The sequence below is a fragment of the Verrucomicrobiota bacterium genome, assembly GCA_038744685.1.
Lineage (GTDB): Bacteria > Verrucomicrobiota > Verrucomicrobiia > Opitutales > Puniceicoccaceae > Puniceicoccus.
The window spans coordinates 188,870-209,824 of the sequence record JBCDMB010000001.1 but is presented as its reverse complement, the minus strand read 5'-3'; the positions used below and the strand labels follow the sequence as shown (position 1 = coordinate 209,824).

Genomic DNA, 20,955 nt, shown 5'->3' with positions numbered 1-20,955 from the left:
GCTACATTTGGTCTTCCCTCCACCGGATCGAGCCTAGGTGATAAGTCTCCTGAACTGGTTCTCTACCCTTGCACGCGGCGTCACGGCTACCTAACGTCCGCTCTGAATGATTCACCCCACAGCTATCGTAAGCGACCAAGCGAATATCGGAGAAGGGGTGACAATCGGTCCGTTTTGTGTCGTCGAGGATAGAGTAAAGATCGGTCCCCGAACTGTCCTGCGGTCTCACGTAGTCGTTCGAAAAGGATCAGTAATCGGCGCCGATTGTCTGATTGATTCGTTTTCGATCACAGGGGGCGATCCGAACTTCCTGGAATTTGATCCGACGGTGTCTTCAGGTGTCGTGATCGGGGACCAGTCGACCCTCCGCGAAGGGGTAACGATCCATCGATCCATTCATGAAGGCGGAAATACCCGGATTGGTTCGAAAGTCTTTTTGATGGCCGGTTTTCACGCAGGGCATGATTGTTTGCTCGAGGACGGTGTAGTCGCTGCTAGTGACGCTCTTCTCGGAGGCCATGTAACCGTTGGTAGAAACGCGTTCCTCGGCGGGAACTCCTCTGTCCACCAGCACTCCAGAATAGGCGAAGGGTCAATGATTGGAGGAACGGCGAGAATCACCAAAGACGTAGCGCCCTTCCTTCTAATTAGTGAGAGGGATGATGTATCGGGACTTAACCTCATCGGACTTCGCCGGAGAAAAGTCCCTACTGAAACGATCCGTGAACTAAAAGAGCTCTACCATCTCATTCTCAGGTCACCGGGAAATCCCGTCTCAACCGTGAAGACCATCGAAAAGCCCAAGTCACCAGAGGCCATCCGCTTTTGTGAGTTTTTCGTCCCCTCTAGCCGCAGTTATGCCAAAGGTTCCATTGCCAGAAGTTGAATCCCTTCCGAAACCGGTAGAGGCACTCACGAGCAAGCACTCGCTGCCAATCGCGATCACTGGAGGAGATCCTTCCGGAATCGGCCCTGAGGTCGTGGAGGCGTGGTGGAGCGAAAACAAAACCTCCGAACCACACTACGTTTTCGTTGGTCCAGCCGACTGGCTGACCCGACTCGAGCAAATCCACCCCATTCACGGGATAGAGGTAGGCCGCTCCGGCGCAATGCCGGGAAGACCCAATGTTGAAGGGGCCCGGACGGCTTTTGCCTGTCTTGAATCGGTCGCTCACGGCTGCCTGCAAGGGTTTTACAGCGGGGTGGTCACTGCACCAGTCAGCAAATCGTGGCTGGCGAAAGCAGGTTTTCCTCACCCCGGACAAACGGAGTTTTTTGCGGCTCGATGGGGAGGGGAGCCCACTATGGCCTTTGCGGGTGGGCGGATGAGAGTTGCCCTGGTGACCTGGCACATTCCTCTCAATGAGGTTCCGCAGTCTTTGAGCAGAATCAATCTCGTCCGCACCATTCGACACGCTGCGATCCTTGCACGTGCAACAGCAGATCTCGAATCGCCCCGTATCGGAGTTTGCGGACTCAATCCGCATGCAGGGGAACAGGGAGTGCTTGGACTGGAGGAGCGCGACTTTATCGATCCGATACTCTCTGAGATGCAACCCGAGTTCCCAGGGCTTTCGGAATGTCTCCCCGCTGACACCCTATTTCTCCGTCATCTTGAGGGAGAATTCGACGTCGTCGTCGCACTCTACCACGATCAGGGGCTCGGACCGCTGAAAACGGTGGATTTCAACTCCTCCGTGAACGTTACCCTCGGATTGCCATTTGTAAGAACCAGTCCTGACCACGGCACAGCATTTGCCCTTGCGGGAAAACGAGAGGGATCACCACAAAGTTTCTGTAATGCGGTGTCGTTGGCTCATCGCTTGATTGCGCACCGCGAAAGCCCAGGTAGGCCTAAGACAGCCACCGAATGACTCGTTGGAAAGTAACCTGCGCCTACGATGGAACGGATTATTCCGGTTGGCAGAGCCAAGCAGATGGGTCTGCCGTGCAGAATTTCATCGAAGGCGCACTGTCAGAGGTTCTTCGAGATTCCATCAAAATTCACGGAGCCAGCCGAACCGATTCCGGTGTTCACGCTAACGGGCAGTGCTTTCACTTTGACTTCCCGTGGAATCACAATGGGGAAGCACTATGCCGCGCAGTAAATACGAAGCTTCCGGCTTCCATCCGGATTGAGGCTGCTAGTTTAGCTCCGGATGACTTTCACGCGCGGCATTCCAACATTGGAAAGTCCTACAAATATAGGTTCTCCACTCGTCCTCCAAATCCCTTTTCGATTCGGTACTGCTGGCATATCGAGCGTGAGTTTCGATCTGAACGGATTACAAAGGTCTTGAAGGAATTCGAAGGCACGCACGACTTCACTGCTTTTGCAGGAAAAGTTCATCCGCAAGAGAATCCAGTGAAGTCCATCCGATCAGTAAAGCTGATCTCCGAAGGTAACAGTGATTGGTGCCTTGAAGTCAGCGGAAGTGGTTTTCTCTATCGAATGGTCCGCTCAATGGCCGGGTCTTTGATCCGGGTCGCGTCTGGAAAGCTCTCCGCTGATCGCATAGCGGAGTTGCTCGAAGAAAAGGTTCGAACCACTGAGGTGTACACCGCACCTGCGTGCGGCCTCTTCCTCGAAGAGGTGTTCTACCCGTAGCCAGAGAACTTCGATTCACTTGTTTGATGAGAGTCCGATCTCTTCCTTCCGCGCTTCTAGATCTGCTCTACCCTCGCGACTGTGTGGTCACCCATTCTCCACTAGGAGAGACCCGTTTCCGCTATCTTTCCGAGAGAGCTTTCGCTCGCCTCCCGATGATTCGCGACCCCAGCTGCCCTACCTGTGGTCATCCGTTCTATGGCAGTCTGGAAGAGTCACCGGTTTGCCACAATTGTGAATTGCTGAATCCCAACTTCTCTCATGGGAAATGTGGGTTTACACTTTCCAGGGATATCAAAACCCTCATACACGCATTCAAGTACCAAAAAAAATCCTACCTAGCTAGAGATCTTGCGGCTCTTTTGGCCACCGCTCCGGGGTTTTTGACTTTCTTGGAGAACGCGGTCGTGATTCCTGTCCCCCTCCACCCGAGAAAGCTGCGAAGAAGAGGGTTTAATCAGACAGAGATTCTCCTTCGAGAATTGCATTTACAGTCTCCGGTCAACTTCGACATTGAGCCACTACTGAAAAGAGTCATCGATACAGACTCACAGACACGTGCAGATCGAAAAGAGCGTATTCGGCAAATCGCAGGTGCTTTTGCAGTTTCGAAACGGAGCAACCTAACCCAAAAAAGCCGCCGTTACGTTATCTTCGACGATATCTTCACTACAGGGGCCACCTTGAATGCGTGCGCAACCGTTTTGAGAGCAATTGGAATAGAGATTTTGGACGTAGCGGCCTTTGCGCACGGTTAAAAAATCCTCGCAACGAATTTAGGTGCTCCTCTACGTTTCTACCTAAAACCCTCTTCTCAATGGCACTATTCAGCAAACCGAACTACTCACGGGTAATCGTCAACCGAAAGGACATTCCCAAGGGATTGTGGACCAAATGCCCGAAATCAGGGGAGATCATTTACAACAAGGAGCTCGAACAGAACCTGATGGTGGTTCCGAAGAGTGGCTACCATTTTCCCTTACCCGCCCCTGCTCGGATTCGGTCGCTGATTGACGAAGGCACTTGGAAGGAGTGCGACACGAATTTGGAATCAGTTGATCCTCTTAAGTTTCGGGGTCCTTCTTCCTCCTACCCGGAAAAATTGAGCCAATATCGTGACCGGACTGAGCTGAAAGATGCAGTTGTTTCAGGTTACGGTGAGCTATCTGGAATCCCCGTGAGTTTAGCGGTCATGGATTTCCGTTTTCTTGGAGCCTCTATGGGTTCGGTAGTTGGTGAGAAAATCACCCGCGCGATCGAACGGGGATACGAGAAAAAGATGCCGGTTATCGTAGTCTCAACCTCTGGAGGCGCGAGGATGTATGAGGGTATTCTCAGTTTAATGCAGATGGCGAAGACCAGTGCGGCTCTCGGGCGGCTTGCGAAAGCAAAGCTCCCTTATATTTCGGTCCTCACGAATCCGACAATGGCAGGAGTGATGGCGAGCTTCGCATCTCTGGGAGACCTGATCGTTGCCGAGCCGGCAGCGCTTATCGGTTTTGCCGGACCGAGGGTGATCAAAGAGACAACCCAGCAGGACTTACCGCCGGGGTTCCAGACCTCTGAGTTTCTTTTGGACCACGGACTGATTGACCAGATCATCCCTCGCCCTGAACTCAAAGCAAAACTAGCCTTCTTTCTCGCCGCATTCACGGGCCGTACCCCCGAGGAAATCGCGTAGAGGTGATGCGATCCAACCTTCGAATCTTCTTTCTTACAATTTGAGCTGGAGGAGACTTTACCATGAGAATAGCGAGAATTCAGTCCTCTGAAGGTGCAGTCCTTGTAAACGCTAATCGCGACGGCTCGTTCACTCGTCTCGAAGGTGAACTCTTTGGAAAGCTACACGATTCGGGAATCGAATCCAAAGGCCATTTCCTCGCACCGCTTGATCCCCCAACCATCTACTGCATTGGCTTGAACTACCGCGAACACGCCAGAGAAACCGGCATCCATGTCAACGAGTATCCCGTAGTGTTCCTAAAATCCCCTACTTCGGTCACCGGTCCAGAGAGTCCCATTCAACTTCCTCCATCGCAGATCTCAGAGACCATTGACTACGAAGCCGAACTAGCGATCGTCATCTCCCAAGACTGCAAAAACGTTCGGCGTGAAGATGCACTGGACGTCATTTTGGGTTTTACCTGTGCCAACGACGTCACTGCCAGAAACTGGCAGTCCGAAAGAGGCGGAGGTCAATTCAGCCGGTCAAAAACATTTGACACCTTCTGTCCCTTGGGCCCGGTCATTGTAACGACCGACGAAATTTCTGATCCGTGGTCTCTGTCTATTTCGTCGAGACTAAATGGGACGGTGATGCAAGAATCCAGCACCTCCGATCTAATTTTTGATGTTCCAACCCTCGTCGAATTTCTAAGCATGGAAACCACGCTCAAGGCCGGAACGGTTATCCTAACCGGAACTCCTCAAGGCGTAGGATTCGCTCGCAAGCCACCGGTTTTTATGCGCGATGGAGATGTCATAGAAGTGGAAATTGAGGGTATCGGCACCCTTTCGAATCCACTAGCAGCCTCGAAGTCTGACGTTTAACTTCAATGTCGGATACTCGCAATCGTCTCTAGTGCCGGAAGTGTCTCACTCCGGTGAAGACCATCGCCATCCCACGTTTATTCGCCTCGGCAATCACCTCTTCATCCCGGACCGACCCACCTGGCTGAATGGCGGCCGTTGCTCCAGCGTCGGCCGCAGCCGCTAAACCGTCTGCAAAAGGAAAGAAGGCGTCAGAGGCAATTGCCGACCCTTTCAGACTCAATCCCGCCTCCCCGGCCTTCCAGACGGCAATTCTGGAGCTGTCCACTCGTGACATTTGGCCGGCGCCGATCCCGAGGGTGTGCTCGGCGCCCGCGTAGACGATCGCATTGGACTTCACGTGCTTTACGACCTTCCACCCAAAGAACATGGCTGCCCACTCCTCCTCAGTCGGTTGACGTTCAGTCACCACCTCGCAGTTCTGCGGGAGCAGTTTCTTCTGGTCGCGGTCCTGGACAAGGAATCCCCCAGCCACACTACGAACGTCCATAAGCGAATCCGCCCGTAAACCCGCCTTCGCGACAATCAATCTGAGGTTCTTCTTCTTTTCAAAGTGCGCCAAGGCTTCAGGTGAAAAATCCGGCGCGATAATCACCTCGCAAAAAATCGATCCAATCTTTTCCGCTAGATCCCCAGTGATCGTTCGGTTCGAGACAATAATCCCTCCAAACGGAGCCTGCCGGTCGGTTGCAAATGCCTTCTCCCAAGCCTCAAGAAGATCCATCTCAGAAGCGACTCCACAAGGATTCGTATGCTTCAATATTCCAACGGTCGGTTTCTCAAATTCGCCGATCAAAAAGGCAGCTGCCGAGATATCGATGATGTTATTGAACGAAAGCGCCTTTCCTTGGAGTTGCTCAAAAGACTCGGAGAAATCACCGTAGAGGCTCGCCTGTTGATGGGGATTCTCCCCGTACCGCAGCTTTTCATCGAGACGCGATTCGATCTGGAAGACCTGGGGAAAACCGGAAAGCGCGTCGAGATCAGGGATCTCCGCCTCTGTTTTCGCCAGATACTCGCCGATAGCTTTGTCGTAAGCGGAGGTTCGCTGGAAAACCTTTTTCGCAAAAGACCTGCGGAGCGGCAAGGAGCCCTCGGCACCGTGAATACGAAGAGACTCGAGGAAAGAATCGTAGTCTCCGGCCTCGGTAAGGACCGTTACCGAAGAAAAATTCTTGGCTGCGCTTCTCAGCATCGATGGACCGCCGATGTCGATATTTTCAATCGCCTCTTCTTCCGCAACATCGTTTCTGGCGACCGTTTTTTCAAACGGGTAAAGGTTTACGACGACCAAATCGATCATCTCGATTCCCTGCGCCTCGGCCTGGGCCAAATGCTCCTCCTTGTCGCGGCGACACAACAAGCCGCCGTGAATCTTTGGATGCAAAGTCTTTACACGGCCTTCCATAATCTCGGGAAAGCCAGTTAGGTCGCTGACATCGGTCACCTCGATTCCTTCCTCCCGCAACAATCGGGCGGTGCCACCCGTCGAATAAATCCGGTAGTCAAATTCGTCTACAAGAGACCGCACAAAAGGTGCTAAGCCAGCTTTGTCGGATACCGAGATCAACGCATTTCGTCCCATACATCGATCTAGTGGCAGACTCTCAGGCCGGGCAACCTGTTTCGTCTTGCAGGGAAGAATTCACACCAACTGGAGCAAGAAGTCGCTGGAGGGACAACGGCCTCGTTGTCCAAGGACATTTCAATTTCCGGCTCTAGCCCGCTTGAAAAGCCTATAATTCCGGGCCGCCCGTATCATCGTCTTCCAGCGGTTCCCCAAAAAACAGCACTTCGTAGCCGGTAATAGTCACACCAGGAATCTTAGGAATCTTCACCTCCGGCATGGGTAGGTCCAAATCATAGATTTTCCCGTCCTTGTGTGAAAGGAGATGAGGATGCTCTTTGTTGGTTAGCTTTTCATACCGTGTCGGCTGACCCGGATAGCGGAGAGCGATCAATCGTCCTTCCGCAAGAAAGTCATTCACCGCTCGACTGACCGTTGCGAAACCAACCGACGGCAACGGTTTCTTGGCCTCCTCCCAGATCTCAGCTCGAGTAAGAGGCCGGGCAGTAGTTTCGATTATAGATTCGATTACAGCTCGTTGTTTCGTATTTCGCTGTTGCATCTGAAACAAAAAAACTTGTCTGCGCCCGACACTTCAATACTTTCATTAATGATATTAAATTATCATTAGTAAACTTTGAATAAACGAGACAAAATTGCCGGTATGTCGATCGCACTATTTCAGATTTCCCGTGCAGCTTCGGTCACTGAATGCAGTGAGTGCAACCGAGGCTTTTCCCAATGATCCATCTAAAAACAGTAAAGAGGCCAGTCCTAGCATGCTCGTTATTGACACTCACGGTCAACTTGCACGCTGTCTACAACGTTTCGACGATTCCCATATCACCCGAAGGGCAGTTTACCGCAAATAACGGCACTATCCATTACTGGACAGCATCAGGAGGTTATTCGACCTACGATACCGCTTCCGGTACTACCAACCCTATAGGTCTTCCGCCCGGGGGAACCCTCTCGAATGGCTTTGGAGACGCCTTTGGAGTTTACGACTCTTCGAATAATCTATTCTACGCAGCCTCGCTTTACGGCTTTTCAGACAGCGATGTCTACACCTACAACGGCAGCGGCGGCTCATGGCAGACTCCCGGACCTGAAGGTGTGACGATGATCAACGCTTACGGAGGACAAGTCTCTAGTGGCCAATTGTATGTTTCCGGCCTAGCCGAGCCCTGGAATGGTACCACAGGTCAATCTAATTTTGTCTTTGCCTTCGACCACCTTGCAATTCCCGGTGGAGATCCGGCTCGCCATGATACATTGATTGAAACGGCCGGGAACTCCGCCCATCTGGCAATTGCCCCGAATGGCGATTTTTATTATGGGACATTTACGACCAACACCCTTTATCGCTGGACCGCCTCGCAGGTCGCTAGCGTGGTCAACGACCTCTACGCCGACGAGGAGGACACTTTCCTCACTCTCGGTGATGCGGCCGAAACTTGGGCCCTCCCAGGAGGTGGCAACGGATTGGCCGTAGACGCGGGAGGGAATGTCTTCTTCGCGGTAAACGATTTCTCGGGGACCAATGACCTACACACTCTCGGTTGGCTGGACACCGAAACCGGAACCTACGAAACGATTGTTTCGTCGAATAACTTCACAGAATTTTACGGAGCTATTTCGGTGGACGGCGACTTTAGCCAGGGAGATCCCCTTTATTTTACACCTTCTCCCGGCGGAGATATTCTCGAAGTGACCATCGTCCCTGAGCCTGCGATCTACGCTTTGCTGTTTTCCGGATTCGCATTGCTTTTCGCGTGTAGAAGGAGCGGGAGACTGGATTGACCTCTTTGAGACTACAAATCGTCACCTGATGAGCATGAAAACAAGCATTGGCACAAACAGCTCCGTCGCATTTGCCGCGTCATTGTTGATGGTAAATTCTGCCTTGGCAGGCCCCTACTCTGACTTCTCGGGAGGCACTGAGGGTGCGCCAGACAACCCGATTCCGCGGTCAGATATCTCCATCTTCGAAGATTCAATTGTAGATTATTCCCCTGCGCCCGGCGTCGGGTCTGGTTTTCAAAACCCTTCAGGTGGCTCTGCGTCGCTAGGTGATCTCTACAGCCCAGTAAGTCGACCGACCGGACTTCCTTTAGGCTTTGATCGTCTCTACCGGCCCGAGGTCGGTTCGGAGCCAAGCTCCTTTCATGCAGGGAGTGGTGTTACCGACAATTTTTCTGGAGATGTAAATAGTTCTACAGACTCCTACGGATTCATTGGAATCGACGGACCCGGTTCCATCACTGTCGGCTTCGCCAATCCGATCTTCAACGGCGCCGGTGCGGATTTCGCCGTGTTTGAAAATGGCTTTGGCTTTGGAGGCGGGTTTTTTGCAGAACTAGCACATGTTGAAATATCCACCAATGGATCTGACTTCTTACGCTTTCCTTCAATCTCGCTCAACACGGAGGCTGTGAGCACACTTGGCACGTTTCAACTTTACGACATGACGAACGTCTACAACTTAGCCGGTAAGCACGGAACCAACCTAGGAACGCCTTTTGATTTGAACGAACTGGTCTCGGCACCCGAGGTGATCAACGGCGACGTCGATTTGAATGAGATCAACTTCATTCGGCTCGTCGATGTGGTTGGAAGCGGCGAATTGCTGGACGAAGGTAGCCCCATCGCGGGTCTTGATTTGGATTCTTTAGGTAATCCCATTTTGGACAACTGGGTAACCTTCGACTCGAGTGGATTCGACTACCTTGGTCTGCCAACTGGCTCTGTTGGTGCGATCAACGTCGTACCTGAACCAACCGCATTTGCTCTGATCCTAGGCCTCAGTTCGCTTCCGTTCTGCCTGCGCCGCCGTCGTAAACGTCGATGAAGCTGGTCCTTGTTCAGATCGTGCTCATACTCTTGATCGCTGGAAGTCTGGCGGCCAATCAGTCGCCCATTGATCCCTCTCCTGGGGGTGGACCCTTCTCAATATCTCTCGATGATCCGAACAACCCTTGGGATGCTCCTATTCCCGGCTTCGTTGGACCGGATGGCATCGGAAAGGCGAATATCGACGACGGAGTGGGTTTCGTTGCCAATCCGGATAACTACGTGAATCCGCTCTTTTTCGGTTGGGCCGATTCAGTCGCTGGATATTCATTGATCGACGATCCAGATGCACAGGCTCTCTACGACTTCATGTATGACTACGATCCGGGATTTGTCGATCCGGCCAACATCCTTGGGCCGGTCACCGGCGATGTTTTCGACATCGTTTCGCTGGGAGACACGTGGCCCAGCGAGTGGCCGAACGATTCAAACCATCCTACCAGCACAGGTCCCGGGACAATCACTGTCGTTTTTGACGAGCCAATCCGGGATATGACGGGAGCAGATTTCACGGTGTTTGAGAACGGATTTGTCGCCAATTCTTCGACAGTGAACGGCACAGTTGCCGGTGAGATTTCCGCGGAACTTGTCTACGTCGAGGTTTCAGCGGATGGAGTCAACTTCGTGCGATTCCCATCTGCCTCACTCACATCGCCAGGACCTTTTCAAAATGGAACGATCGGCCCGTATGCGACGATCGACTCATCGCAGGTATACAATTTGGCCGGCAAACACTCCAACGCCTATGGCTTTTCCTGGGGCACACCGTTTGATATCGCCCAAGTTGGGCTTTCGCAGGTAACCCACATCCGGTTGGTCGATATCCCGGGCACAGGTCTGTTTTCCGATAATGCCACTGGACTCACCGATCCCGCGACCGATCTGCCGTTCTCAACCGACCACCCCATCTACGACGCCTGGTGGACCTGGGGTTCTGGGGGAGCAGACATTGAGGCCATAGGTGCCATCTCCCAACAGATGACCTATCTGGAATGGCCACAACTCCAACTTTTGACAGCCACCGACCGCGATCCTGGCGATGACCCGGAAAACGATGGGCTGACTAACCTCGAGGAATACGCGTTCGCTATGCTGCCCTGGAAGGCTCAATCAGAAGTTCACCCTTGTCATATTGCCATCGTCGAAAAAGATGGCGAACGACGCGCAGAGTTCACCTTTCGCCGGGACGAGCGTCTTACCGACCTGACCTACAAAGTCTGGGTAACCGATAGCCTTTTGAATCCAGAGGACTGGGAATTGATGGCAAGTTCAACGGGCGGACAGCCGCTCGTCGCAGTCGAAGGCATGAATCCCGAAATCTCTGAAACCAGTGACAGCGAGATCGCTTCGATTGGTGTGATTCGTAGGGTGACCGTGCGCGACACGAAAACTGTGGCTGAGGCGGCTCACCGTTTCTTCAAGGTCGAAATCGTTCAGCAAGACTCTTCATGAGGCGAAGGTCTGGATTCACTCTCATTGAGCTGGTTCTGGCTCTTACAGTTGTCCTACTTCTCGGTGCAGCAATAAGCGCGTCTGTGCAATCTGCCCATTCGTCTTCACTGGCTATCCGTAGTGCCACAAATATCCGCCAGCTAGCCGTCGCAAATCTCAATTATGCTGCCGAGCACGGAACCTTTGCTCCGATTGCGAACCGAAATAATACAAAACGATGGAGCGGTGGAAGAGCTTCCGACGGTTCCTTCGACCCTGCTCTTGGCTACCTCGCCGATTATCTCGGTGAGTCCCGTCAAGTGACGCCGTGCCCGCTCTTCACGGAAATGGTGACCGGAGGCGATAGTTTCGAAAGCGGAGCCGGAGGTTACGGCTACAACGACAATTACGTCGGTGGTCGACCTGAGGGGCAATCCGGAGGGCGCCGCGCATGGGACAGCGACGGCGACAGGATCGCCGCCCGTCCGTCCCAGATTTTGGAGCCGTCCAGAACCGTCATGTTCACCTCCTCTGCGTACGCAACAGGCGACTCTGTTCAGGAGTATCCCTTCAGCCACCCTCCTTTCTGGGACTTTGGCAGCGGACCGAGTGGAATGCGCCCCTCTCCCAGCGTCCATTTCCGCTTCAGCGGTCGGGCTCTCGCCGCCTGGTGCGACGGACATGTGTCTTTTGAATCTATCGAGTCCAGGGATGTCGGGCACAATCCCCACGGTGGAAATGCAGACACACAAATGCTCGGCTGGTTTGGACCCGACGAAAACAACGGTTTCTGGAATCCAGAGAATCAATAAACTTGAACAACCGAAAGCCTCTTTTGAATCACCAGACTATTCTCTCCTACTCGCACACGACTCTCTTCACTACTCAAATCGCGCTAAGGACTGACAACGGATCGCCGACAAACGCTTCTCGATAATCTTTAACTACAAACAATAGCGAAAACAATCATGACAAGTAAAAGAATCATCTCGACCATATGGATCTTGCTGCTATCCGCCTTGCCCGTCTCGGGGAATATTTCGACCCTCACCGGGTTGCTCCCTGGGCCGAACCTAAACAACAACCCAAACAACGGACCCGTTGGCGAAAATCAGAGCTTTATGGATAACGGGGCAATCTATGGTTTCGATGCCAACGAGTTCGGTTCTTCTCGCTTCTGGGACGGTTTCAGCACTTCGAGCGAGACGGCCACCGCATTTGGTTCCGATACCGTTGGATTCGCAAATGAAATGAAGGCCATAACCGGTAGCGGAAACGGCGACGATGTCTACGGGATCTATTTCAACTCCGAGGAAGGCATCACCTTTTCGGCGGGCTCTGCTACAGTCCAGTCAATCGACATAACCAATACAACATATGTCTATTACGCCCTTTTATTCGGAGCAGACGGCTGGAACGATATGGAAGAGGTTCCGACAAACAGTTTTGTCACCAAATACGCCGATGGAACTTACCTTGACGAATACGACAACTCCCTAACGCCCTTCGGAGTTGGTGACTTTTTTGAGGTAACTGCAACCGGGTATCTTGGAGGATCACCAGTAGACACATCAACTGTTCGTTTAGCAGAGTGGAACGTGAGCTCCGGCTCGTTTGAGATCGAAGAGGAATGGAATACATGGACCCTCAACTTCAGCGAAATCGATACCTTGGAGTTCTCAATCGCAGGGACCGACACAGGTGATTTCGGCCTTAACACACCTGCCTATTTCGCATTCGACAACTTGACGTTCACTCCGGTTCCGGAGCCTGCGTTTGCCGGATTCATCTTCGCTTTTGGGGCATTTGCACTCGTTTGCGGATTCAGGAGAAGACCGAGAGAAAGCCGGTGCTAAAATAGAGTTACCTGAGCAGGATTCGAATAATCACCTCCAAGGTATTTGTGGAACGCAGGTGCACCTCGCATGCTGATACCCTTCATGGAGAAGTCCGATCCTACTCCCTACGAATCTCATTTCCACTATTGGTCTCGACAATGATACTTTTCGCCTATGCATAAAGAGAATGCTGCAAGCTGGTATTGTTGGACTACCGAATGTCGGAAAAAGCACTCTTTTTAACGCGCTTACGCGGACCCGAAAGGCTGAGGCTCAGAACTATCCTTTTTGCACGATCGAACCGAATGTCGGTGTGGTGACGGTACCTGACGAGCGGCTCGCCCCACTTGCAGAGCTCGTTTCGACAACAAAGATCGTCCCCGCAGCGGTCGAGATGGTCGACATTGCCGGACTCGTTGCCGGAGCAAGCAAAGGGGATGGTCTGGGAAATCAATTTCTCGCAAATATTCGGGAGGTCGATGCGATTGTTCAGGTGGTTCGCTGTTTTGAAGATGCGGATGTCGTTCACACCATGGGAGAGATCGACCCGGTGCGGGATATCGAGACGATCGAGACCGAACTGATCCTCGCAGACCTCCAGAGCCTGGCCAGTCAGGAAACGAAAGTCCAAAAGAAGGCCCGTGGTGGTGACAAGGATGCAGCAAAATCCCTCACGCTGATTCAGCGCCTCATTCCTTTCCTCAATGAGGGTAAAGCGGCTTTCCAACTACCTCTGGAAGAAGGTGAAGACTCATTATTGCCTCACTTGAATTTGCTGTCATCCAAACCAGTGCTCTACGCCTGCAACGTGGCCGACACTGACTTGGCAGATGCAAACTCCTTGAACTCGGTGAAAGCGGTGAAGAATTACGCAGAACAACGCGGTGGCGCTGGAGTTTGTATCATAAGCGCGCAAACCGAGGCGGAGCTGATCGATTTTGAGCCTGACGAAGCACGAGAATTCCTCGCTGAGCTAGGCGTCCGCGATTCAGGCGTTGGTCTTTTGATTCGCTCCACCTACGAGCTATTGGGCCTCGCCTCCTTCCTCACCGCCGGAGAGCCCGAAGTCAGGGCATGGACTTTCCGGAAGGGAATGAAGGCCCCTCAATGCGCAGGTGTTATTCACACCGACTTTGAGAAAGGATTCATCAAAGCGGAGGTCGTGACCTACTCTGATTTAGTGGAGGCCGGCAGCCTACAAGGTGCCAGAGATGCCGGAAAATTCCGGCTGGAAGGCAAGGAATACGAGGTTGTTGACGGAGACGTGGTCCACTTCCGGTTTGCGTAGACCCAACGCTTGCAGACCTTCCACGGATCTGCTAGCAAGAATCATACCATGCCGGATCAGGGATTCCAACAGCTGCAGAAACAGAGCCAATCACTGGTTCTCGCCCCGCAGTTACGCCAGTCCCTGAAAATCCTTCAAGCGCCTGCCATGGAGTTGCGATCCTCTATTCTTGAGGAGCTTGAACTCAACCCAACGCTTGAGGAACTACCGATGGACGGGGTCAGTCTCGACGATTCTGGAGAGAGCTCCGAGACCGATTCCACTGAATCTGAAATGGACTTTGAGAAAGAGGACTATGAACTCCTGAACCAACTCGACGAGGACTGGAGAGATGGACTTGGTGGAGAAGGTGCGGCGAGGACTCCTTCATCAGAGGAGGAAGAGCGAAGGAAGCACTTTTTCGATTCTTTCGTGGGCGAAATCTCTCTCCAACAACATCTCCTTGGGCAGGCAGATCTTTCCGAGTTGGATACTCTAGATCGCAAGGCCCTTGAGTTTTTGATCGGTAGCTTAAACCGTGACGGTTTCCTTGAGGAGGATTTGGAGAATATCGCTCTGGTAGAGAATCTACCGCTCAATAAGGTCCAGCAAATGCGCGATCTTCTCCTCACTTTTGATCCGGTGGGTATCGGAGCAAAAGACCGCCGCGAGTGCCTTTTGGTCCAATTAGAACTATCGGGAAAAGAGAAGACGCTCGCAGCCCGCATCCTTCGTGAGGAGTACCCTCTCCTTCTTCGCCGTAGAATTCCCGAACTATCCCGAAAATTCGGCGTGGATACGGAAACCATTCATCGAGCGCTAGCGGATATCGGGAGTCTTGATCCTGCGCCGGGAAGAAGGTTTGCCGAAGACAACAATCGGGTGATCGTTGCGGACGTGAAGATTTTCCAGGATGAGGAAGGAGAGTGGAAAATCATCCTCAACAATGACTACATCCCTCGGCTTCGGATTAGCAGCGTATACAAGAGCATGATCGCCCAGGGAAAGTTACCGACTAAGGAGCGGGAGTATCTACGGGAACGAATTCGTTCCGGTCGATTCCTGATGAATTCGATCGAGCAGCGGCAGCAAACCGTCGAGCGCATCGCCTGGCAACTTCTCGACCTACAGAAAGAATTTTTTGAGGAAGGAGTTTCCCGGCTTCGTCCTCTTACCATGAATCAGGTAGCGGAGATCATAGGCGTCCACGAAACGACCGTGAGTCGGGCGATTGCAAATAAGTATATCGACACTCCTCACGGTATTTTTGAGATCAAGTATTTCTTCACGGCCGGGTATGAAACCAAAGACGGAAACTCCGTATCCAACCGAAGCATCAAGGATACGATTCAGCAGATTGTTGACGGCGAAGATTCGACCAAACCGCTCAGTGATCAGGTCATCGTGGAAATCCTGAAAGAAAAAGGCTACAAAATCGCCCGCCGCACGGTAGCCAAATACCGGGATGAACTCGGCATTCTTCCAACCAATTTACGGCGATCCTACTAGGTTGGGTGAACAACGGAGTCACTTTGACTGTCGGCGTTGAAGGAAACCGTGCCGACGCAGCAATCCAAAAGGAAGCCCGATGGATTGCTTCAGAAAGCATACCCGGAAGACCGGTGGAAGGAATTGCCACGGTGATTCGAAATGTCCTTGCGTCCGCAGAAATGAAGCCCTCGGAAATGGACTCTATTTGCTATTCGGGAGGTCCCGGTTCACTCCTGGCACTGAGGACCCTTTCCATGATTCTAGAATCGTGGAAAGGTCTGGATAGTCCTAGCGGCTGCACCCATTTCAGATTCTCCGGACTCATATGGACTGCAAGGGAGATCCTCAGGACGGGACGTGAGTCCACTTTCACCGTGCTCAGTCCCTGGCGTAGAGGTGCCTGCTTTGGTGTTTTTGTAGACGAGAACCAACCCAATGAAAAAGATATCGAACTCTTCGACACCGAAAAAGGCACAAACCACGACCACCCAACCTTTCTACTGGGAGAAGACCGGCATGGAATCGACCTCACCATTCCCGTGAACAAAGTCTTGCTTCCAGAGCTTACCACTTTGCAGCTCCATTTGGATCAACCGGGTTTTCTGGTCGAGACCCAAACGGTTTCCCCCCTTTTCAACGGAAAAGTAGACTACAAGAAATGGTTCCCAAAGTGATACCGGGGAATTTCTTTGCCCTATGAGTACCACCGGACATCACCGATGCTGGGCAGAGATTGACCTCGCAGCTCTTGAAAGAAATTTGGTCAGTATCCGGAGCAAGCTTCCGCGGGGTATCCGATATGTAGCCGTGGTAAAAGCCGACGCCTACGGTCACGGAGTCCATCCCACGGTATCCCGTTTAATGCAGGCTAATGCGGACGCATTTGCAGTCGCAAACGTTGAGGAGGGAGCGAGATTGCAGGAAATCGCAAAGGGCTGGCCGATTCTTGTGCTCGGTGCTGTTTTACCGGAAGAAGAGGGAGCCCTTGTGCAGCTGGGGCTTACTGCAACCGTTTCTTCAATTGAAGAAGTGAGCCGCTTCTCGTCCGCTGCGACAAGAATTGGGAAAGACCTCGACGTTCACGTGAAGATTGATACCGGCATGGGCCGACTGGGAGTGTGGCATGAAGAGGCAAAAGAGTTGTTTGATGCCGTGTCCGCTCGAGACAACCTCCGATTGAGGGGAATTTATACTCACTATTCCGATGCGACCGGATCCGAGGAGTTCACGCGGGAACAGAAAGACCGTTTCCTGAAAGCGTTGGAATCCGTGGAAAGAAAAGATGACCGAGAGCTTCTTATTCATGCCGACAATAGTGCTGGCACAGAGGCTTTTGATCGGGCGAGTCCCTTCAATGCGGTCCGTGTCGGTCTTCTGCAGTTTGGGGTAAACCAGTATTCCTCAACCTTACTGGAGTCTGTTCGAACAGAACCGGTCTTTCGATTCGTTACTCGGATAGGCCTTACGAAGACACTACCCCCAAACACTCCGATTAGCTACGGCCGGACATTCACCACAGAGAAAGCCACTAAAGTTGCAATCTTAACTGCAGGCTATGGCGACGGGATACCCACGGCCGCAAGTAATCGGGGTAAAGTTCTGATTCAAGGAGCGATCTGCCCCATTCTCGGCCGGGTAACCATGGATCAAGTCATCGTGGATGTATCCTCTCTCGAGAAAGTCGAAGTTGGCGAAAATGCCGTCCTCATTGGAAGGGATGGAAATCAGGAGATCACCGTCTCTGAGTTTAGCGAATGGACCGATTCCATCCCATGGGAAGTATTCTGCAGCGTCACGAAACGAGTCCCCCGAGTCTATCGAACGAACCGGGTATAGGTATCAAAATGTTAAAGACTACTCTTCCCGAACGATGGGCACTCATGGTACTTAGCAGCGTAATTCTAGTCATCTTGCTGATCGCAAGTTGGGTAGACTGATTCCTATTCAAAACCCTGGGGACCCGAAGGAGGAGCGCCTCGAGGTTAGAAACAACTGTTCAAGAACGGATTCTTCGCATACTACATTATTTCCGCGCACCTAAACCCAGCAGACCAAGACTATGACTCAACACGAAACACCAGACCCCAGCATTCTGGCAGGAGGTTCGCAGGTTTCTTCCAGAGACAGTAATCAAGGATTCACATTCAAGGAATTCGTCCGGTTTGTGCGGTTGTTTCCGTGGACTCTTCTACTGATTGCAGTAGCGGTTATCGTCGAATTCTTACCCGATTCACTCAAGGGCACGACCCTGGACTACTCGATGGTGGTATTCGCTCTGGTAGTTTTCGTTGTAGAGGTATTGAAGGGCGCGGACATCAAGCTAACCCGATTCGTCATTGATTTGGTGGTAGCGGTTTGCGCGGTGGTCATTGCAACCGCTCTTCTCACCTACGAAATCAGCCGGACAGGAGAGTCCCCGCAGTTCTACCAATGGGTAGTTGCCGCAGTCGTTGTTTTAGATGCCATTATCGGCACAACCATTGCCTTTTCCACTGCCTTGCGGAACATGGCCGTCGCACACGACCTTTAAGAAGGGTCTATCCTCAGCATCACGACACACTTTCATCTCCCCAATGCCTTCAGAAAATAAGATTCTTCTCGGCGTTAATATCGATCATAGCGCAACTCTTCGTCAGGCCCGCTACCGAGACGAAGAAAAGACTTGTGGCGGCTTCATCGAACCCGACCCCGTTTTAATAGCCCTTCGCTCTGAACTTGCAGGTGCCGACGGGATCACCGTGCACTTGCGGGAAGATCGGCGGCATATTCAGGACCGCGATATCTATCGACTGCGCGAAAGCCTATCCACCCGGATGAATCTGGAAATGGCTTGCCAGGCCGACATGCTTGAGATCGCACTCGATCTCCGGCCGGAGGCAGTGTGCCTCGTTCCGGAAAATCGTCGCGAGGTCACTACCGAGGGAGGACTAGACCTGAACAGGCTTGTCTCTGAAGACGGTGACTTCGTCCAAAAGCTTAGCAGTGCTGGCGTAGAAGTAAGCCTCTTTATCGATCCAGAGCCCAATCAAATCGAGCTCGCACAGAAACTCAGTGCACCCGTGGTCGAGTTTCACACGGGTTCGTTCGCCCGCTCTTTTGGTTCCGCAGGCGAGGAAAGCGAGTGGGAAAGATTGCGCAATGCTGCGGAAATCGCGCACACTGCCGGGATCACAGTAAACGCCGGGCATGGAATCAATTATCGAAATGTTGATAGAGTCTGCCAGCTCCCCCATCTAAACGAATTGAACATAGGACACAGCATCCTCTCCCGAGCTCTCCTTACCGGAATCGAACAGGCTGTCCGGGATATGAAAAGCGCGATTGACCGCGCAACGAGTTGAAGAATGGTTCCTCCCGAGATTCCAAAGAACAGTTCCGTGCTCGGAATCGGGATCGACTTTATTGAGGTTTCACGGATCGCCAGAGCACTTGAAAGACAAAGAGAACGCTTCCGGAATCGAGTATTTACGGACGAAGAGCTGGCTTACTGCGACGGTATGAAATTCCCTGCGCCTCACTTTGCGGCGAGGTTTGCTGCGAAAGAAGCCGTCTCCAAGGCTTTTGGAACTGGGATCGGAGAGTTCTTGGGATGGAAGTCTGCCGCAGTCGCTAAAGATAGTCTCGGAAAACCATTCATTCGGCTGGACTCCCAAGGCAAAGAGCTTTTGCAGAAAAAGGGTGGAAACGATGTGTTGGTCAGCCTTGCCCACACCAAGGAGCATGCAACTGCCGTTGCTGTGCTGGTTCGCTGAAGTAAGGGCACCTCGTCGATGAATATTCACTCCCATCCCGTTCTCTCCTGCTCGGATGCAGTGGATTATGAGCGCGCTTTTTTCTCCAAGAGTGCCGAGTCGGAAGACGTTGTCATGTTTCGAGCGGGGCGCGCAATCGCCGAAGCCATCGAAGATGACTTTGAGGAAATCAGCGGCTTCCCCGCAAAGGGAAAAGCGATCGTTCTTGCTGGGAAAGGTCATAACTCAGGGGACGCACTCATTTGCGCGAACACACTTAAGGATCGACATCCGGACTTGGACATTCTGGTCCTCCTGGCGTTTCCAGTCACTGACCTAAAAGACAACGTTCGAGCGCCCTACGAGCTCCTGAGAGTCCGTAGCAAGGTGTTCATTCTCACCGACGAGGCCGACATCGATGAAGTCCTGTCAGTATTCGCCGATGGAAAGTGCATCGATCTTTGTATCGACGGGCTATTTGGAATGAATCTCAGCCCACCTTTGCGGGGAAATCCGCTCTCACTGATTGAGGCGGTAAACCGTTTTCCGGCAGTCCGGCTGCGGGCTGCTGTTGACTTGCCATCTGGAATCGGAGACGAAAGCGATCCTAAAGCCTTTAACGCTGATTTCACCTACGCGACGGGTATCGCCAAGCTGCCAGTTTCCGACAATCGTTCGATCAACAAAGTTGGAAGGCTTCGTTATCTCGATCTCGGTTTCTTCTCTCCAAAAACCAAGACAGACTCCGATCTTCGGGTTCTTCTGCCCACGATTCTCTGGCAGCTGGCCTCGTTCCGGCAGCCCACCACTCACAAGAGAACTTACGGTCACCTGCTTGTTCTCGCCGGCTCCGAATCTATGCCGGGAGCGTGCATTATGGCCACGATGGCAGCTGCCAATTCTGGCGTAGGTTTACTCACCGTCGGCACTGTTGAACGGGTAGCGGCTGCGGGAGTCATCGCTCAACCGGAAGCCATGTGGACCTCTGTGCCGTCGTCTGAATCCGGAGCCCTCCATTCAGGCATCATCGACCAACTCAATCAGAAGCTCACTGACTACACCGCGATCCTTGCAGGTCCGGGACTCGGGCGTTCAGCTGAAGCACACAAATTGGTGAGGCACCTTGTCGAGAAAGTGGACCGTCCAATTGTGCTCGACGCAGACGGGCTCTTTCCGGAAATCACGCAATCCCTATCAAAAAGGCCGGTGGAATTCCTGCCGATAGTCATTACGCCCCACCTCGGAGAGTGGAAGCGAATCGGAGGGCACCCATTTGAAGACAATGGAGCAGAGGCACTGAAGAGTTTCTGTAGAACCTACAACTGCGTCACAGTCCTCAAGGGTCCTCGAACCCGAATAGCGAATGCATCCACAGTCTACCTCTCACCTTTTGGGGGTCCAGTCCTTGCTCGGGGCGGAACTGGAGACCTATTGGCCGGTATGGTTGGTTCCCTACTCTCTCAGGATTCCCGAAATCCAACTACGGCCGCTGTCCTCGCCACCGTATGGCATGGCCGAGCCGCTGATTGTCTTGCCCGTGCACAGGGAAACGCAGCCGTTAAAACCACTCGCCTGTTGGACTACCTTCCGGAAGCGCTCGGTTTCAAACACTAGAGCGT

General features: G+C 52.6%; 21 protein-coding genes. 19 read left to right on the top strand and 2 right to left on the bottom strand.

Features of this window, described 5'->3' with window-relative positions; all coding sequences use genetic code 11:
• Positions 1-106 precede the first annotated feature (106 nt).
• The 6 genes from lpxA to AAGJ81_00845 all read left to right on the top strand — a co-directional run bounded on the left by lpxA (position 107) and on the right by AAGJ81_00845 (position 5,158).
• Positions 107-886: an acyl-ACP--UDP-N-acetylglucosamine O-acyltransferase gene (gene lpxA, locus AAGJ81_00870; GenBank protein ID MEM0964686.1), complete on the top strand. Its 780-nt coding sequence runs from the start codon at positions 107-109 to the stop codon at positions 884-886.
• Complete coding sequence (gene pdxA / locus AAGJ81_00865) at positions 858-1,874, top strand: 4-hydroxythreonine-4-phosphate dehydrogenase PdxA (GenBank protein MEM0964685.1); 1,017 nt, start codon at positions 858-860, stop codon at positions 1,872-1,874. Before lpxA ends, pdxA begins: the two co-directional genes overlap by 29 nt.
• Positions 1,871-2,608 (top strand): tRNA pseudouridine(38-40) synthase TruA, encoded by a 738-nt coding sequence (gene truA / locus AAGJ81_00860; protein MEM0964684.1) that lies wholly within the window; start codon positions 1,871-1,873, stop codon positions 2,606-2,608. Before pdxA ends, truA begins: the two co-directional genes overlap by 4 nt.
• 26 nt (positions 2,609-2,634) lie before the next feature.
• Positions 2,635-3,366 carry a double zinc ribbon domain-containing protein gene (locus AAGJ81_00855; protein ID MEM0964683.1) on the top strand — a complete coding sequence of 244 codons (732 nt, stop codon included), beginning with the start codon at positions 2,635-2,637 and terminating at the stop codon, positions 3,364-3,366.
• A 59-nt stretch (positions 3,367-3,425) separates the two neighbouring features.
• Positions 3,426-4,289: an acetyl-CoA carboxylase, carboxyltransferase subunit beta gene (gene accD, locus AAGJ81_00850; protein MEM0964682.1), complete on the top strand. Its 864-nt coding sequence runs from the start codon at positions 3,426-3,428 to the stop codon at positions 4,287-4,289.
• Between the two features lie 62 nt (positions 4,290-4,351).
• Positions 4,352-5,158, top strand: a complete 807-nt coding sequence (locus tag AAGJ81_00845; GenBank protein ID MEM0964681.1) for a fumarylacetoacetate hydrolase family protein — start codon at positions 4,352-4,354, stop codon at positions 5,156-5,158.
• Positions 5,159-5,186: 28 nt separating this feature from the next.
• Here the strand turns inward: AAGJ81_00845 and purH are convergent, their stop codons facing one another.
• Both purH and AAGJ81_00835 read right to left on the bottom strand, forming a co-directional pair.
• Complete coding sequence (gene purH, locus AAGJ81_00840) at positions 5,187-6,743, bottom strand: bifunctional phosphoribosylaminoimidazolecarboxamide formyltransferase/IMP cyclohydrolase (protein MEM0964680.1); 1,557 nt, start codon at positions 6,741-6,743, stop codon at positions 5,187-5,189.
• A gap of 151 nt (positions 6,744-6,894) precedes the next feature.
• The gene (locus AAGJ81_00835; protein ID MEM0964679.1) at positions 6,895-7,287 is read right to left on the bottom strand and encodes a transcriptional repressor; all 393 of its coding nucleotides are present in this window, start codon (positions 7,285-7,287) and stop codon (positions 6,895-6,897) included.
• A gap of 179 nt (positions 7,288-7,466) precedes the next feature.
• Between AAGJ81_00835 and AAGJ81_00830 the strand changes: the two genes are divergently transcribed.
• The 13 genes from AAGJ81_00830 (at position 7,467) to AAGJ81_00770 (ending at position 20,950) form a co-directional block, all read left to right on the top strand.
• A complete protein-coding gene (locus tag AAGJ81_00830) occupies positions 7,467-8,528 on the top strand; it encodes a PEP-CTERM sorting domain-containing protein (GenBank protein MEM0964678.1) in 1,062 nt (353 codons plus the stop codon).
• Positions 8,529-8,562: 34 nt separating this feature from the next.
• Positions 8,563-9,576 (top strand): PEP-CTERM sorting domain-containing protein, encoded by a 1,014-nt coding sequence (locus AAGJ81_00825; GenBank protein ID MEM0964677.1) that lies wholly within the window; start codon positions 8,563-8,565, stop codon positions 9,574-9,576.
• The gene (locus AAGJ81_00820) at positions 9,573-11,030 is read left to right on the top strand and encodes a hypothetical protein (GenBank protein MEM0964676.1); all 1,458 of its coding nucleotides are present in this window, start codon (positions 9,573-9,575) and stop codon (positions 11,028-11,030) included. Before AAGJ81_00825 ends, AAGJ81_00820 begins: the two co-directional genes overlap by 4 nt.
• A complete protein-coding gene (locus AAGJ81_00815; GenBank protein MEM0964675.1) occupies positions 11,027-11,821 on the top strand; it encodes a prepilin-type N-terminal cleavage/methylation domain-containing protein in 795 nt (264 codons plus the stop codon). The genes AAGJ81_00820 and AAGJ81_00815 overlap by 4 nt, the downstream gene beginning before the upstream one ends.
• Before the next feature lie 156 nt (positions 11,822-11,977).
• Positions 11,978-12,865: a DUF4465 domain-containing protein gene (locus AAGJ81_00810; protein ID MEM0964674.1), complete on the top strand. Its 888-nt coding sequence runs from the start codon at positions 11,978-11,980 to the stop codon at positions 12,863-12,865.
• Positions 12,866-13,034: 169 nt separating this feature from the next.
• Positions 13,035-14,135: a redox-regulated ATPase YchF gene (gene ychF / locus AAGJ81_00805; GenBank protein MEM0964673.1), complete on the top strand. Its 1,101-nt coding sequence runs from the start codon at positions 13,035-13,037 to the stop codon at positions 14,133-14,135.
• 48 nt (positions 14,136-14,183) lie between these two features.
• The gene (gene rpoN / locus AAGJ81_00800; GenBank protein MEM0964672.1) at positions 14,184-15,623 is read left to right on the top strand and encodes an RNA polymerase factor sigma-54; all 1,440 of its coding nucleotides are present in this window, start codon (positions 14,184-14,186) and stop codon (positions 15,621-15,623) included.
• 5 nt (positions 15,624-15,628) lie between these two features.
• Positions 15,629-16,279, top strand: coding sequence for a hypothetical protein (locus tag AAGJ81_00795; protein ID MEM0964671.1), 651 nt, complete (start codon positions 15,629-15,631; stop codon positions 16,277-16,279).
• 22 nt (positions 16,280-16,301) lie between these two features.
• A complete protein-coding gene (gene alr / locus AAGJ81_00790; GenBank protein ID MEM0964670.1) occupies positions 16,302-17,441 on the top strand; it encodes an alanine racemase in 1,140 nt (379 codons plus the stop codon).
• 223 nt (positions 17,442-17,664) lie between these two features.
• The gene (locus AAGJ81_00785; protein MEM0964669.1) at positions 17,665-18,135 is read left to right on the top strand and encodes a hypothetical protein; all 471 of its coding nucleotides are present in this window, start codon (positions 17,665-17,667) and stop codon (positions 18,133-18,135) included.
• A 43-nt stretch (positions 18,136-18,178) separates the two neighbouring features.
• On the top strand, positions 18,179-18,946 hold the full coding sequence (locus AAGJ81_00780) for a pyridoxine 5'-phosphate synthase (GenBank protein MEM0964668.1): 768 nt from the start codon (positions 18,179-18,181) through the stop codon (positions 18,944-18,946).
• Positions 18,947-18,949: 3 nt separating this feature from the next.
• Positions 18,950-19,357, top strand: a complete 408-nt coding sequence (acpS, locus tag AAGJ81_00775; protein MEM0964667.1) for a holo-ACP synthase — start codon at positions 18,950-18,952, stop codon at positions 19,355-19,357.
• An 18-nt stretch (positions 19,358-19,375) separates the two neighbouring features.
• Complete coding sequence (locus tag AAGJ81_00770) at positions 19,376-20,950, top strand: NAD(P)H-hydrate dehydratase (GenBank protein ID MEM0964666.1); 1,575 nt, start codon at positions 19,376-19,378, stop codon at positions 20,948-20,950.
• Positions 20,951-20,955: the final 5 nt, after the last annotated feature.